The organism is Luteimonas sp. TWI596 (assembly GCF_039674105.1).
Classification (GTDB): Bacteria; Pseudomonadota; Gammaproteobacteria; order Xanthomonadales; family Xanthomonadaceae; genus Luteimonas.
In genome coordinates this window covers 20,172-35,741 of sequence record NZ_JBDJMU010000007.1, presented here as the reverse complement: position 1 = coordinate 35,741, position 15,570 = coordinate 20,172, and the positions used below count along the sequence as shown (strand labels likewise).

At 69.1% G+C, this 15,570-nt stretch carries 10 protein-coding genes; all 10 read right to left on the bottom strand.

What is annotated here, in order from left to right; translation table 11 throughout:
- Nucleotides 1-15: 15 nt before the first annotated feature.
- Nucleotides 16-2,148: an ATP-binding protein gene (locus tag ABE487_RS07055; RefSeq protein ID WP_346452338.1), complete on the bottom strand. Its 2,133-nt coding sequence runs from the start codon at nt 2,146-2,148 to the stop codon at nt 16-18.
- Nucleotide 2,149: 1 nt separating this feature from the next.
- Nucleotides 2,150-3,241, bottom strand: coding sequence for a two-component system response regulator (locus ABE487_RS07050; RefSeq protein WP_346444884.1), 1,092 nt, complete (start codon nt 3,239-3,241; stop codon nt 2,150-2,152).
- A 96-nt stretch (nt 3,242-3,337) separates the two neighbouring features.
- Complete coding sequence (gene lysS / locus ABE487_RS07045) at nt 3,338-4,858, bottom strand: lysine--tRNA ligase (protein WP_346452337.1); 1,521 nt, start codon at nt 4,856-4,858, stop codon at nt 3,338-3,340.
- A 229-nt stretch (nt 4,859-5,087) separates the two neighbouring features.
- A protein-coding gene (prfB, locus tag ABE487_RS07040; RefSeq protein WP_346452336.1) for a peptide chain release factor 2 occupies nt 5,088-6,216 on the bottom strand; the annotation gives its coding sequence in 2 pieces (ribosomal slippage) (nt 5,088-6,140 and nt 6,142-6,216; 1,128 coding nt in all).
- Nucleotides 6,217-6,309: 93 nt separating this feature from the next.
- Nucleotides 6,310-7,644, bottom strand: a complete 1,335-nt coding sequence (locus ABE487_RS07035; RefSeq protein ID WP_346452335.1) for a hypothetical protein — start codon at nt 7,642-7,644, stop codon at nt 6,310-6,312.
- Nucleotides 7,645-7,957: 313 nt separating this feature from the next.
- Nucleotides 7,958-9,685: a single-stranded-DNA-specific exonuclease RecJ gene (recJ, locus tag ABE487_RS07030; protein WP_346452334.1), complete on the bottom strand. Its 1,728-nt coding sequence runs from the start codon at nt 9,683-9,685 to the stop codon at nt 7,958-7,960.
- Nucleotides 9,682-10,641 (bottom strand): phosphoglycerate mutase, encoded by a 960-nt coding sequence (locus tag ABE487_RS07025; RefSeq protein ID WP_346449154.1) that lies wholly within the window; start codon nt 10,639-10,641, stop codon nt 9,682-9,684. The genes recJ and ABE487_RS07025 overlap by 4 nt, the downstream gene beginning before the upstream one ends.
- Nucleotides 10,642-10,645: 4 nt before the next feature.
- Nucleotides 10,646-11,122: a transcription elongation factor GreA gene (gene greA, locus ABE487_RS07020; RefSeq protein ID WP_183426838.1), complete on the bottom strand. Its 477-nt coding sequence runs from the start codon at nt 11,120-11,122 to the stop codon at nt 10,646-10,648.
- The gene (gene carB, locus ABE487_RS07015) at nt 11,119-14,403 is read right to left on the bottom strand and encodes a carbamoyl-phosphate synthase large subunit (protein WP_346452333.1); all 3,285 of its coding nucleotides are present in this window, start codon (nt 14,401-14,403) and stop codon (nt 11,119-11,121) included. Before carB ends, greA begins: the two co-directional genes overlap by 4 nt.
- Before the next feature lies 1 nt (nt 14,404).
- A complete protein-coding gene (gene carA / locus ABE487_RS07010) occupies nt 14,405-15,526 on the bottom strand; it encodes a glutamine-hydrolyzing carbamoyl-phosphate synthase small subunit (protein ID WP_346452332.1) in 1,122 nt (373 codons plus the stop codon).
- Between the last annotated feature and the right edge of the window lie 44 nt (nt 15,527-15,570).

The following is a 15,570-nucleotide window of genomic DNA, read 5'->3' as shown; positions in this document are numbered from 1 at the left end:
CCTCCGCCCCCCGGGTCAGACGGCGTCTGACCCGGGCAGGTCGGCCCGCGGCAGGTCGCCGCGCACCCGCAGCGCCTCCAGCGCCTGGTCGAGCGCCCGGTCCAGCCCTTGTAGCAGCAGCCGCCATTCGATGGCCAGACGGTCGGACGGCATCCGCATGCCGCGCGCCGCCTGCGCCTCGAGCTCGGCGGCGCCGAGGTTGGCGGCCGTGCCCTTGAGCGCATGGCACAGGTCGCGGACCTCGTCCCATCGCCCCGCATTCGATGCGTCCGCCAGGTCGACCAGGCATTTGCGCGCGTCGCGCGCGCATTCGGACACGAAGCGCCGAATGAATGCCTCGTCGAACCCCATCTCCCGCATCTCGTCGATGACCGGCGTCGACAACCGATCCACCCGCGGCCGCAGGTCGGACGTGCGTCGTCCCGCCTCCACGCCCGGCGCGATCTCGGCCAGCGTTTCGAGCAGCCGCTCGATGACCACCGGCTTGGTGAGGTAGGCGAACGCGCCCGCGCGTCGACAGTTCTCCTGCGCCTCGGCGGTGGCATCGGCGGTCAGCACGATGAACGGTGTGCGCCGGCCGCTGCCCGCCTCGATGACGCGGGTCTGCCGGAGGATATCCAGGCCATCAGCACCGGGCATGTGCAGATCGGTGATCACCGCGTCGAAACGCTCGCGCTCGAGCGCATCGAGCACCGCTTCGCCATCGTCCACCAGCAGCGGGCGATGGCCCGCGCGCTCGAGCAGGCGGCGCAGCACCATCAGATTGGCCGACTGGTCGTCGGCGACCAGCACACGCAGCGGCGCGACCCGGGCCCGATGGCGCACGAAAGGATCGGCGAACGCGATCACGTTGCCGTCGCCCACCCTGCGCGACGGCGCTTGGCCGGCGACGCGGCCGAACGGCAGCTCCACCCAGAAATGCGAGCCCTGCCCCGGCTGGCTTTCGGCCTGGATGCTGCCGTCCATCTGCTCGGCGAGGCCCTTGGCGATCGTGGTCCCCAGGCCCGTGCCCCCGTAGCGTCGCCCGAGCCCGGAATCGACCTGCTCGAAGGCATCGAAGATGCGGATCAGCGCATCGGGCGCGATGCCGATGCCGGTGTCGCGGACCGAGAACCGGACCCGCACCCGCTCCGGACCGGCCTCGACCATGGAGATCGCGAGTGTGACCTCGCCGCGCTCGGTGAACTTGATCGCGTTCGACAGCAGATTGACCAGGATCTGCCGCAGGCGGTTACTGTCGCCATGCAGCGTGGCCGGCACGTCGACGGCGATCGACGAGGTCAGCGCCAGCCCCTTGGACTGCGCGCTCGGCCCCAGCATAACCTCGATGCCGTGCACCAGGTCGGAGAGCGCGAACGCGGCGTCGTTGCGCTGGAACTTGCCGGCTTCGATCTTGAACAGGTCCAGCACGTCGTCGACCAGCGCCTGCAAGGCCTTGGCCGAAGTCTGGATGACCAGCGCGCTCTCGCGCTGCTCCTCGCTCAGCGGGGTCGTGACCAGCAGTTCCGACATGCCCACGATGCCGTTGAGCGGCGTGCGGAACTCGTGGCTCATGTTGGCCAGGAACCGGCTCTTGGCTTCGCTCGCGGCCCGCGCGGCGGCCGTGGCGTCGGTGAGCGCGCGCAGCAGCGAGCTCAGATAGAGCGGTACGGCGACCAGCCCGGCGAGCAGGCCCAGCGCCAACGGCAGGTTGTGCTGGTACCAGTACGGGGTGGACGCGATCGCGATCGCGAACGTGGTCACCGCAAAGCCGATCGCTGCGTACAGGTAACGCGGCCCGAATCGCAGGCCGTTGCCGACCGTGACCCACATGATCACCACGTACAGCCAGGCCAGCAGGTCGCCGAGCAGGTACAGGCCCACCCCCATCAGGCTGTAGTCGGCCAGCATGCCGAGCACCCGGCGCGGGTGCGAGACACCGGGGCGCCACAGCAGCCAACCGGCGATGCCCAACGCGACCGCGACCTCGACCGCCAGGTAGGCCTCCGACAGGCGCAGCTCGCGCTCGACATCGGCATGGCGACCCACCACCAGCTGCAGGTAGGCATAGATCACGCAGAGCATGACCAAGCGCACGGCCGCCTGGCCATGCTCGCTGTCGGGCCGCCCTGCCAGGCGGCTGCCGATCCAGCGGACGACGCGCCTCACGTCATTGCAGCCGGGTGGCGGTCCGGTCCAGGCGTGCGCAGATCTCCTCCAGCCGCGCCCGGTTCGACAGCAGCGCCTCCACGCAGCGCGGATCGAACGCGCGTCCACTGTTGTGCCCGATGTACTCGAGCGCCTCGTCCATCGACCAGGCGCGCTTGTACGGGCGACGCGACACCAGCGCGTCGAACACATCGGCCACCGCGACGATCCGCGCCTCCAGCGGGATCTGCTCGCCCGACAGCCCATCCGGGTAGCCGCTGCCGTCGAAACGCTCCTGATGGCGCAACGCGATGGTCGCGCTGAGCTGGACGAACCGGTTGTGGCTGTCGCTCAGCAGCTCGTAACCGATGCGCGGATGCTGGCGCATCACCTCCAGTTCGGCCTCGTCCAGCGGCCCGGGCTTCATCAAGATCGCATCGGGCATCGCGATCTTGCCGATATCGTGCAGCGGCGCGGCCAGTTCGATCATCCGCACCTCGTCCTCGAACAGCCCCATCGCCTCGGCGACCATGCCGGCGACCGCGGCCACGCGCTCGAGATTGGCGCTGGTGCTGGCATCGCGATAGGCGATCGCGCGCGCCAGCCGGGTCAGCGTCTCGCGCTCGCGCTCCTCGACCTCGTGCATGCTGCGCAGCAGGCGCTGCTCAAGCGACAAGGCCCGCTGCTTGACCGACTCGGCCTGCTGGCGCAACTGCAGCAGGTTGCGGCAGCGGGCGCGCAGTTCGCGCGGGCGCACCGGCTTGACCAGGAAATCGATGACGCCGGCATCGAGCGCCGCCTGGCGGATCGGCTCGTCACCGACCACGGTGACCAGCACGACCGGCACATCCCGGTGCGGGGGCAGCTTGCGGAAGCGGCGGGCGAACTCCAGCCCGTCCATGCCCGGCATCCGGTAGTCGAGCAGCAGCAGATCGGCGCGGTGGCTGTCGCACCAGCCCAGCGCCTGCTCCGGATCCTCGAAGTCGAAGACATCGAGCTCCGGGCTGATGTCCTCGAGGATATGCCGCAACATGGTTCGCGCGGACGTCTGGTCGTCGACGATCACGATGTTCAACGCAGGCCCCTTCTGGCGGTGCGCAGATACCGGTGGCATCGCGCTTGAGCGATCTTAGCGCGCCCTGCCAGGAACGGGGGGAATCCTATTCAGCGACGCATCGAGGCGCCGCCGGCGGAGGCATCCGGGCCGGCCTCAGGCCTCGGTCTGCGGGCGCATGTACGGGAACAACAGCACGTCCCGGATCGACGACGACCCGGTCAACAGCATGACCAGCCGGTCGATGCCGATCCCCAGGCCGCCGGTCGGCGGCAGGCCGACCTCGAGCGCGCGGATGTAGTCGGCATCAAAGTGCATCGCCTCGTCGTCGCCGCCCTCGCGGGCATCGACCTGGGCCCGGAAGCGCGCGGCCTGGTCCTCGGGATCGTTCAGCTCGGAAAAGCCGTTGGCGATCTCCTTGCCGCCGATGAACAGCTCGAAGCGGTCGGTGATGCCGGCTTCGGTGTCCGATTCGCGCGCCAGCGGCGAGACCTCGACCGGGTAATGGGTGATGAAGGTCGGCTGGATCAGGCCGGTCTCGACGGTCTTTTCGAAGATCTCCAGCAGCAGCTTGCCCCAGCCATAGCCCGGCTTGACGTGCACGCCCAGGCGCACGCAATGCGCGGCCAGCGCCTCGCGGTCGCGGCAGTCGGCAACACTGATCTGCGGATTGAGTTCGCGCACCGCCTCCTCGAGCTTCCAGCGGCGGAAGGCCGGGCCGACGTCGATCGCATGACCGTCCCATTCCAGCGCGGTCGTGCCGACCGCCTGCACTGCCACGTCGCGGATCAACGCCTCGGTCAGATCCATGACCTCCTCGTAGGCGACATAGGCCTCGTAGAGCTCGAGCATCGTGAACTCGGGGTTGTGCCGCGTGGACACGCCCTCGTTGCGGAAGTTGCGGTTGATCTCGTAGACGCGCTCGAATCCGCCCACGACCAGGCGCTTGAGGTAGAGCTCGGGCGCCACGCGCAGGTAGAGGTCCAGGTCCAGCGCATTGTGATGCGTCGTGAACGGCTTGGCCGCCGCGCCGCCGGCCAGGTAATGCATCATCGGCGTCTCGACCTCGAGAAAGTCGCGCGCATCGAGCCACTGGCGGATCGCCGCGACGATGCGCGAACGCTTGACGAACACCGCGCGCGCCTCGGGCGAGACGATCAGATCGACGTAGCGCTGGCGATAGCGCTGCTCGACATCCGACAATCCGTGCCACTTGTCGGGCAACGGCCGCAGCGACTTGGTCAGCAGGCGCAAGCTGTCGGCCTTGATCGACAGCTCGCCGGTCTTGGTGCGCATCAGCGTGCCTTCGGCCGCGACGATGTCGCCCACGTCCCAGCCCTTGAACGCGTCATAGCGCTCGCCCAGCGTCGTCGATTGCAGGAACAGCTGGATCCGGCCGCTCACGTCCTGGATCTGCGCGAACGCGGCCTTGCCCATGACCCGCTTGGCCATCAGGCGGCCGGCCACCGCGACCGGTGCGCCTTCGGCGTCCAGTGCCTCGCCCGTCCACCGCTCGGCATCGGCATACCGCGCCTGCAGCGCGCCGGCCTCATCGCGGCGGCGGAAGTCATTGGGAAACGCCACGCCCTGCCCGCGCAGCGCGGCCAGTTTGCCGCGACGCTCGGCGATCAGGGCGTTGTCGTCGGCGGGCTGGGGGCTGTCGGGCTGCTGGCTCATGAGGGTCTCGGAAAATCAGATGTAGGCCGCGGGTCAGCGCGGCAGGAACGGATCAGGACAGGACGGCGCCCGGCGGGGTGGGGTCATGTCCGCAGACGCGGGACGCTCTGCACGTGGACCGCCTGGACGCGGCGTCGGCGCCTCGCTGCGCCGGGCACACGCCCGCGTTGCAGCGCACCTGCGGCCGGACCGGCGGTGATCGGCGCCGATCCGCAGCAGGCCAAAGCACTCAGTTGGCATCCACGCGCTTGGCCCCCGCCTCCAGGCCGGACTTGAGCGCCGCCTCGACGAACTCGTCCAGGTCGCCATCGAGCACCTTCTGGGTGTCGCTGCGCTCCACGCCCGTGCGCAGATCCTTGATGCGGCTCTGATCGAGCACGTAGTTGCGGATCTGGCTGCCCCAGCCGATGTCGGACTTGGTCGCTTCCAGCGCATCCTTCTCGGCGTTGCGCTTCTGCAGCTCCAGCTCGTAGAGCTTGGCGGCGAGCATCTTCATCGCGCGGTCACGGTTGGCGTGCTGACTGCGTTCGGTCTGGCAAGCGACGACGGTATTGGTCGGCACGTGGGTGATGCGCACCGCCGACTCGGTCTTGTTGACGTGCTGGCCGCCGGCACCGGACGAACGGTAGACATCCGTCCGCAGGTCAGCCGGGTTGATCTCGATGTCGATCTTGTCGTCGACCTCCGGGGACACGAACACCGAGGTGAACGAGGTGTGCCGGCGGTTGTCGGAGTCGAACGGCGATTTGCGCACCAGCCGGTGCACGCCGATCTCGGTCTTGAGCCAGCCGTAGGCGAAGTCGCCCTCGACCCGGAACGTCGCCGACTTGATGCCCGCCACTTCGCCGCCCGAGACTTCCATCAGCTCGGCTTTCCAGCCGCGGCTCTCGGCCCAGCGCAGGTACATGCGCAGCAGCATCTCGGCCCAGTCCTGGGCTTCGGTGCCGCCGGCACCTGCCTGGATGTCGACGAACGCGGCGGCCGAGTCCATCTCGCCGGAGAACATGCGCTGGAACTCCAGCTTGTCGACCTGGCCGGCGTACCCTTCGATATCGGCGACGACCGCCTGCGCGGTGTCCTCGTCGTTCTCCGACTCGGCCAGTTCCAGCAATTCGGCCGCCCCGTCCAGGCCCTCGGTCAGGTCACGGATGCCGTTGACGGTCTTGTCGAGCATGGCGCGCTCGCGGCCCAGGGCCTGCGCGCGCTCGGGATCGTTCCAGACACTCGGGTCTTCGAGCTCGCGCTCGACTTCTTCTAGACGCTCGCGGCGGGCGTCGTAGTCAAAGATACCCCCTCAGCGCATCCAGCCGACCGCGAAGGTCGGCGATGCGCTGGCGAACAGGATTGAGTTCGATCATGGTGCGGTGGGACTCGCGTAAAGAGCCGGGGATTCTAGCAAGCCGCGCACCCGGCAGTCCCGGCCGGCGCACTGCGCCGGCCGGGATGTCGCCTCAACGGCGCTCGAGCAGGATGCGATACGGACCACCGGCGTCGCCATCGATCGCCGAGGCCTCGACCACGTAGCGGCCGGGCTGGAGCCGCTGGACGATCCGGGCATCGAGCCCACCGGCACCGTCGTCGTCGCTCGCCACCTCGTTGCCGTCCTTGGTCAGCGACAGGTAGCTGTCGATCTGGCTGGAACGCATCTCGATCGCGTAGTCGCCGGCGCTGCGGACCTCGAACGACCAGCGGTCGGTCATGCCGGGCAGCAGCGCGGTCTCGGCCGGGCGGCCGATCGTCAGCGTGCCACCGCCAGCCCCCTCAGGCACCGCGGTCGCGGTGAGCGACAGGGTGTAGGGGCCTGCGCCAGGCGTCGCGCTGTCGGCCTGGAGCGTGTAGGTACCGGCTTCGAGCAGCATGCCGATGCGCGCATTGAGGCGCTCGCCACCGTCGTCGTCTTCCTTTTGCACGCCCTGGCCGGACAGCCGCATCAGCGGGTCGATCTCGTCGCTGCGCATGTCCAGACGGACCACCCGACGCTCGGGCAGCGTGAAGCGGTAGGTGTGCGGGCGACCGGCGTACAGCCCCGTGACCGTCGACCCGACCGCAAGCTCACCGCCTTCGCGCAGGTCCCCGGTCTCGAAGGTCGAGGCGGTGACGCTGATGCGGTAGGCGCCGCTGGCGCCGTCGCTGCCGTACCGCTTGGCGGTCAGGCGATAGCGACCCGGCGCCAGGCGCAGCGTCAGACGCGCATTGCTGCCCTCGCCGCCGTCGTCGTTGGTGACCGAGACGCCTGGCCCATCCAGCGCCAGGACCGCATCGAAGTCGTCGGACATCATGTCGATCGTGTAGATCCCGTCGCGGTCGATCTGCAGCGGCAACTCGCGCTCGCCATCGGTCCAGTCGCCGATGGTCGCACCGACGCGAAGCGCCTGGCCGTTGTAGGTATCCACACGCGAGGAGATCAGCGTGTAGGGGCCATACGACGAGGCATCGGTGCCGCTGACGGCGATGGTGTAACGGCCCGCACGCCGGGCGCGGATCGTCAGCGACGAGGTCTCGCCACGGTCGTTCGACGACGCGATCAGCTCGTTGTCCAGGAAGGCCGCCAGCCGCGCGCGCAGCGCACCGGTGACCTTGAACGTCGCGACCTCGCCCTCGCGCAGGTCCACGCGGTAGAGCTGGCTACGCGAGCCATCCTGGTGGTTGAGACTGGAGCGGCTGGTGATCTCGCCGCGCACTTCGCCGCCGATCGACAGCGGCGCGGGGTCGTTGGCCTGGGCCTGCACCCAGGCGGGCGCGATAGCGAGCGCGATCGCCAGCGAAAGCGTATGGACGGTTTTCAAGCGAATCTCCCTTCGACAATAGAGGCGTCCTGCGCAATCGCGGACGCGGCGGCGCATTCTCGCACCCGTTCAGGGAAAAAGGGATCACGGATCCGCCTGGGGCGGAAGGCGGCCAATTCCACGCAGCCGATGGACGCTCGACTGTGAAGATGGGGCCATCCAGCCCCTCGTCAAACCAAAACCGGGATCCAAAACCGGGGTCAGAGTGCAAATTAGTCCCGCGAAATTGCACTCTGACCCCGGTTTTTGGGGGCTTGAGGCGACAGGCCTGCTCCGACGTGCGCAGGTCACGTCCGCCGCCGATGCCGTCTCCTCAGCCCGCGATCGGCTCCCGGTGCTCGACCAGCAACTGCACCGCATCGCCGCCGCGGTAGTCATCGGGCGCGAGCCGGTAGACGATGCGCTCGCGCGGCGCCGGTGCGAACTCGCGCCAGGCGCCGAAATGGATCGCATCGACGGTGGCCGGGCGGCCATCGAGCCGCAGGCTGAGCTTGAGGTGCCGCCCTCCGACCACCCGCCAGTCCACAACCGCGAACTCGCCGTCGAACAACGGCTCGGGGAAGCCCTGCCCCCAGGGGCCGGCGTCGCGCAGGTGCGCGGCGTGCACGATGTCGAATTCGCCGGGCCCGAGCGCACCGTCGGTGACGATCTCCGCCCGCAGCAGCGCCGGATCGAGCATCCCCGCGACCGCCTGCCCGAAGGCGCGCTCGAACGCCGGCAACGCCTCCAGCCGCAGGCTCAGGCCCGCCGCCATCGCATGGCCGCCGAAGCGCTCGATCAGCCCGGGGTGCGCCACATCGACCGCAGCCAGCACGTCGCGGATATGCAGGCCCCGGATCGAACGCGCCGAGCCGCGCAACTGGTCGCTGCCCGGCTCGGCCGGCGCAAACGCGATCACCGGCCGGTGCAGCGCATCCTTCATCTTCGAGGCCACCAGGCCGACGACGCCCGGATGCCACTGCGGATCGTGCAGGCAGACCCCGATCGTCGCGGGATCGACCGGTGGCCGGCTGGCGACCGCGGCCTCGGCATCATCGAGCATCGACTGCTGCACCGCGCGGCGCTCGGCGTTGATCGCGTGCAGCGTCGCCGCCAGCGTGTGCGCCTGGGCCGCGTCGTCGGTGAGCAGGCATTCGATGCCGATCGCCATGTCCTCCAGGCGCCCGGCGGCATTGATCCGCGGCGCGACGCCGAAGCCGATGTCGCCGGTGGTCAGGCGCGCCGCCTGCCGCCCCGACACGTCGATCAAGGCCTGCAGGCCGGGGCAGCCCTGGCCGTTGCGCAGCCGGCGCAACCCGGCTGCGACCAGCGCCCGGTTGTTGACGTCCAACGGCACGAGATCGGCGACCGTGCCCACCGCGACCAGATCGAGCAGGCTCGACAGGTCCGGCGCCGCACCTGCGAAGGCGCCAACCTCGCGCAGGCGCCGACGCAGCGCCAGCAGCACATAGAAGATCACCCCGACGCCGGCCAGTGCCTTGCTCTGGAACCGGTCGCCGGGCAGGTTCGGATTGACGATCGCATCGGCCGGCGGCAGCGCCTCGCCCGGCAGATGATGATCGGTCACCAGCACCTGCCAGCCGCGTGCTTTCGCTGCCGCGACGCCGGCGTGGCAGGCGATGCCATGGTCGACGGTCACCAGCAGCGCCGGCGCCAGTGGCGCCAGTGCATCGACCAGCCCGGGCGACAGCCCGTAGCCGTGGACGATGCGGTTGGGCACAGCATGCACGACATCACGCGCACCGAGCATGCGCAGCCCGCGCACCGCGACCGCACACGCCGTCGCACCGTCGCAATCGAAATCGCCAACGACCAGGATCCGCCTGCCCTGCGCGATCGCATCGGCGAGCAGCGCCGCCGCCGCATCGATGTTCGACAGCGCGTCGGGCGGCAGCAGCCCGGCCAGACGCGGCTGCGCGGCCTGCAGGTCGTGCGCGCCGCGCGCCGCGTAGATGCGCCGCAGCAGCGCCGGCACCGTCTCCGGCCAGTCGCCGCCAGGCGCGCTGTCGCGACGGCGGATCGTCGGTGGCGGACGCGTCATCGCTGCGCCGCCGTGGCCGGCCCATGGGGACGGCGCCAGACGCGCAGGCGGTGCCAGCGGCGCAAGGTCAATACCAAGCCGTCCTCGTGGTCGAGGACCAGCGTGTCCAGCCGGCCACCGGCCAGCGCCGCGAGTGCCGGCCGCAGCCAGTCGGCCTGCAACTGGCGCAGGTCCCGCAGCCCGCCCAGGTCGATCAGCAAGGCCTCGCGCAGCGCGGGCCACGCGGACGGCAGTGGGTCGACCTCGGTCGCGATCGCCGCGAGCGCGCACAGCGTCGCATCGTCGGTGAGCACGCGGGCCTGTGCGCTGCGGGCGACTGCGGCGCCGTCAGGCAGCGGGCCACCGCCCCAGAACCACAGCGCATTGACCGGCGGTCGCCCGGCCGCCGCACGCGCGGCATTCCAGGGATGGGTGTGCAGAAGGATCTGGGCCTCGTTCGCCAACGCCCGCCAGCGCCGCCCCTGGGCGCCGCCGTCGTCATGATCTGCCAGATCGGTGCCCAGCGCCTCGGACGGATCGACGGACACCGGCAGCGCAGTCTCCCGGGGCAGCCGCAGATACCAGCGCGACGGTGCGGGTGCGTCGAGCGCGAAGCCAGCATCGGCGAATATCGGCTGCAGTGCCGGCAGCAGCGCGTCGACATCGGCCTGCACCAGCCCCAGCGTATCGCCGTGGCCCATCAGGCGCACACCGTTGATGTCGGGCTGCAGCCAGGCCGGGTCAGCGCGCAGCCAGGCATTGTCCGGCGCCCCCGCATCGCCGACGTCGACCTGGCGCGACAGCGCCGCCAGCGGCCAGCCGCCCCCGGGAAGATCGACGTGCCGCGCAAGCTGCGGCCGCCGGCCCGGCGCGGCCGTGCTGCGATCGGCACGGCCCAGCGCACGCACGATGTCCGGCTGCCAGCGCTGCGCGCCGAAACGCGCAGCGGCGGGCAGCAGGAACGTCGCCGAGGTCATCGGGTCAGCCGAGATACTCGACGCTGACGATGTCGTAATCGCGGGTACCGCCAGGCGCGTCGATACTGATGCTGTCGCCTTCGTGCTTGCCGATCAACGCACGTGCGACCGGCGATGAAATCGCGATCAGGCCCTGCTTGATGTCGGCTTCGAGGTCGCCGACGATCTGATAGCGCTTCTCTTCGTCGGTCTGCGCATCGGCGATCACCACCGTCGCGCCGAACACCACCTTGTCGCCGGCATTGAGCTTGGCGACATCGATGACATCGGCATGCGACAGCTCGCTCTCGAGCTGCTTGATCCGGCCCTCGATGAAGCTCTGCTGCTCGCGCGCGGCGTGATACTCGGCGTTCTCCTTCAGGTCGCCGTGCGCGCGCGCCTCGGCGATCGCATCGATGACCGCCGGCCGCTTGACCGACTTCAGCTCCTCGAGTTCCTCGCGCAGGCGCTGCGCGCCGCGCGTGGTCATGGGTGCCCTCATGGCGTCCCTCCTGTGCTTGGGTTGGATGGCGACGCGCCGCCGTCGAGCCGCGCGTGCAGGTCCTGCAGGGCCCACACCGGGCCGCTGCCGCGATAGTCCAGCGAGTGCAGCAGTGCGCGGGCGCCGGCCACCGTGGTCGAGTACGTGACCCGGTGCTGCAGCGCCTCGCGACGGATCGAGAACGAGTCGGAGATCGCCTGCTTGCCTTCGGTGGTGTTGACGATGTACGCGATCTCGCCGTTCTTGATCAGATCGACGATGTGCGGGCGGCCCTCGACCACTTTGTTGACCTGCTCGCAGGCGATGTCGTGCTCGCGCAGCCACTTGGCGGTGCCGGCGGTGGCGACGATCGCATAGCCCTTGGCCGCCAGATCACGGGCGACCGGCAGTACGCGCTTCTTGTCCGGGTCTCGCACCGAGACGAAGACCTTGCCGCTGGTGGGCGGGGTGCGGATGCTGGCCGCCTCCTGCGCGCGCGCGAACGCCGCGCCGAAGCTCTCGCCCACGCCCATGACCTCGCCGGTCGAGCGCATCTCCGGTCCGAGGATCGGGTCGACGTTCTGGAACTTGGCGAACGGGAAGATCGCTTCCTTGACCGAGTAGTACGACGGCACGATCTCGGTCGTGGCCCCCTGCTCGGCCAATGTCTTGCCGGCCATGCAGCGCGCCGAGATCTTGGCCAGCGGCAGCCCGATCGCCTTGGACACGAACGGCACCGTGCGCGAGGCGCGCGGATTGACCTCAAGCAGGAAGATCGTCTCCACGCCCGCATCGTCGGTCTGCACCGCGAACTGGGTGTTCATCAGGCCGACGACCTTCAGCTTGCGGGCCAGCGCCGCGACCTGCTCGCGCAGGCGCGCCTGCACGTCGCTCGACAGCGAGTACGGCGGCAGTGAACACGACGAGTCGCCCGAGTGCACGCCAGCTTCCTCGATGTGCTCCATGACGCCGCCGATCAGCACATTGCCTTCACGATCGGCGATCACATCGATGTCGACCTCGACCGCATTGTCGAGGAAGCGGTCGAGCAGCACCGGCGAATCGTTCGAGACCTTGACCGCGTCGCGCATGTAGCGCGCCAGGTCGGCATCGGCGTGCACGACCTCCATCGCCCGGCCGCCGAGCACGTAGCTCGGCCGCACGACCAGCGGGTAGCCGATCTCGCGCGCCAGCACCAGCGCCTCCTCGGGATTGCGCGCGGTGCGGTTGGGCGGCTGCTTGAGGCCGAGCTCGTCGACCAGCTTCTGGAACCGCTCGCGGTCCTCGGCCAGGTCGATCGAGTCGGGCGAGGTGCCGATGATCGGCACGCCATTGGCCTCGAGCGCGCGCGCCAGCTTGAGCGGCGTCTGCCCACCGTACTGCACGATCACGCCCTTGGGCTTCTCGATCTCGACGATCTCCAGCACGTCCTCGAGCGTCAGCGGCTCGAAGTACAGACGATCGGAGGTGTCGTAGTCGGTGGAAACGGTCTCGGGATTGCAGTTGACCATGATCGTCTCATAGCCGTCCTCGCGCAGTGCGAGGGCGGCATGGACGCAGCAATAGTCGAACTCGATGCCCTGCCCGATCCGGTTCGGCCCGCCGCCGAGCACGATGATCTTCTCGCGGCCGCTGGGATTGGCCTCGCACTCGTCCTCGTAGGTGGAGTACAGATAGGCGGTGTCGGTCGCGAACTCGGCCGCGCACGAGTCGACGCGCTTGTAGACCGGGCGCACGCCGAACGCGCGACGCAGCGCGCGCACGGCCTGCTCGTCGGTGCCCAGCAACTGCGCCAGGCGCGCATCGGAAAAGCCCATGCGCTTGAGCGCGCGCAGCCGACGCTGGTCGAGCGCGTCGATGCCGTTCGCCGCGACCTCGCGTTCGGTTGCGATGATCTCCTCGATCTGGTCCAGGAACCACGGATCGACGTACGACAGCGCGTGCACGTCCTCGACCGACAGGCCGGCGCGGAATGCGTCGGCCAGGTAGAACAAGCGCTCGGGGCCCGGCTCGCGGACTTCGCGGCGCAGCGTCGCCAGGTCGCCCTCGTCACTGAGGTCCAGGCCGGTCGGATCGAAGCCGACCTTGCCGGTCTCAAGACCCCGCAGCGCCTTGTGCATCGACTCCTGGAACGTGCGGCCCATCGCCATGACCTCGCCGACCGACTTCATCTGCGTCGTCAGCCGGGCATCGGCGGTGGGAAACTTCTCGAACGCGAAACGCGGGATCTTGGTGACGACATAGTCGATCGACGGCTCAAACGAGGCCGGCGTCTTGCCGCCGGTGATCTCGTTCTTCAGTTCGTCGAGCGTGTAGCCGACCGCCAGCTTGGCCGCGACCTTGGCGATCGGGAAGCCGGTCGCCTTGGAGGCGAGCGCCGAGGAGCGCGACACGCGCGGGTTCATCTCGATCACCACCACGCGACCGGTCGTGGGGCTGATACCGAACTGCACGTTCGAGCCGCCGGTGTCGACGCCGATCTTGCGCAGCACTGCGATCGATGCGTTGCGCAGGCGCTGGTACTCCTTGTCGGTGAGCGTCTGCGCCGGCGCGACGGTGATGCTGTCGCCGGTGTGCACGCCCATCGGATCGAGGTTCTCGATCGAGCACACGATGATGCAGTTGTCCGCGGTGTCGCGGACCACCTCCATCTCGAACTCCTTCCAGCCCAGCACCGATTCCTCGACCAGCACCTCGCCGACCGGCGACAGTTCGAGGCCACGCTTGATGATCTCCTCGAATTCCTCCCGGTTGTAGGCAATGCCGCCGCCCGAGCCGCCGAGCGTGAAGCTGGGCCGGATGATCGTCGGATAGCCGACCTTGGCCTGGATCTCGATCGCCTGCTCGAAGGTGCGCGCGACCTCGGCCTTCGGGCACTCCAGGCCGATCTCCTGCATCGCCACCCGGAACAGCTCGCGGTCCTCGGCCATGCGGATGGCTTCGCGCTTGGCGCCGATCAGCTCCACGCCGTACTTGTCGAGCACACCGTTGTCGGCCAGGTCGAGCGCGCAGTTGAGCGCGGTCTGCCCGCCCATCGTCGGCAGCAGCGCGTCGGGCTTTTCCTTGGCGATGATCTTCTCGACCGTCTGCCAGTTGATCGGCTCGATGTAGACCGCGTCCGCGGTCTCCGGGTCGGTCATGATCGTGGCCGGGTTGGAGTTCACCAGCACCACGCGGTAGCCCTCCTCGCGCAATGCCTTGCAGGCCTGGGCACCGGAGTAGTCGAACTCGCAGGCCTGGCCGATGACGATCGGCCCGGCGCCGATGATCAGGATGGTCTTGATGTCGGAACGCTTGGGCATGTCAACGCGCCTCCATCAGCGCTACGAACTGGTCGAAGAGCGGCGCCACGTCGTGCGGCCCCGGCGACGCCTCGGGATGTCCCTGGAACGAGAAGGCCGGCGCATCGGTCAGCGCGATGCCCTGGTTGGTGCCGTCGAACAGCGAGCGGTGGGTCACGCGCACGTTGGCCGGCAGCGTCGATTCGTCGACCGCGAAGCCGTGGTTCTGCGAGGTGATCATCACCCGGCCGCCATCGACGGCCTGCACCGGATGGTTCGCACCATGATGGCCGTGCGGCATCTTCATGGTCTGCGCGCCGGCCGCGAGCGCCAGCAGCTGGTGGCCCAGACAGATGCCGAAGGTCGGCACCTTCTTCTCGACGAAGGTGCGGATCGCCTCGATAGCGTAGTCGCACGGTGCCGGATCGCCCGGGCCGTTGGACAGGAACACGCCGTCGGGCGCCAGCGCGAGCACCTCGCTGGCCGGCGTCTGCGCCGGCACCACCGTCAACGCGCAGCCGCGCTCGGCGAGCATGCGCAGAATGTTGTGCTTGACGCCGTAGTCGTAGGCCACGACCTTGAACTTCGGCGGCGCCGACACGAACACGTTCGCGTCCAGGTCGAGCTGGCCATCCGACCACGCGTAGCGTTCGACCGTACTGACCACCTTCGCCAGGTCCATGCCCTTCAGGCCCGGGAACTTGCGCGCGGCCTCGAGCGCCTGCTCCACGTTCACCTCGCCGGCCATCAGCGCGCCGTTCATCGCGCCGCGGTCGCGCAGCAGACGCGTCAGCTTGCGGGTGTCGATGCCGGCGATCGCGACGATGCCGCGTGCGCGCAGCCACTCGGGCAGCGCCACCTGGCTACGCCAGTTGCTCGGACGGCGCGGCACGTCGCGCACGATCAGCCCGGCGGCCCACACCCGATTGGCCTCATCGTCCTGGTCGGTGCAGCCGGTATTGCCGATGTGCGGATAGGTCAGCGTCACCAGCTGGCGCGCATACGACGGATCAGTGAGCACTTCCTGGTAGCCGGTCATTGCGGTGTTGAACACCGTTTCGCCGACCGACAGGCCAGGAGCGCCCACGGAAACGCCCTCGAACACGGTGCCGTCTTCAAGGACGAGAATTGCGGAATCTGTCACGTGGTCTTCGCCTACGTCAGGTTGCAGGAAACCGCCAGAGCGGC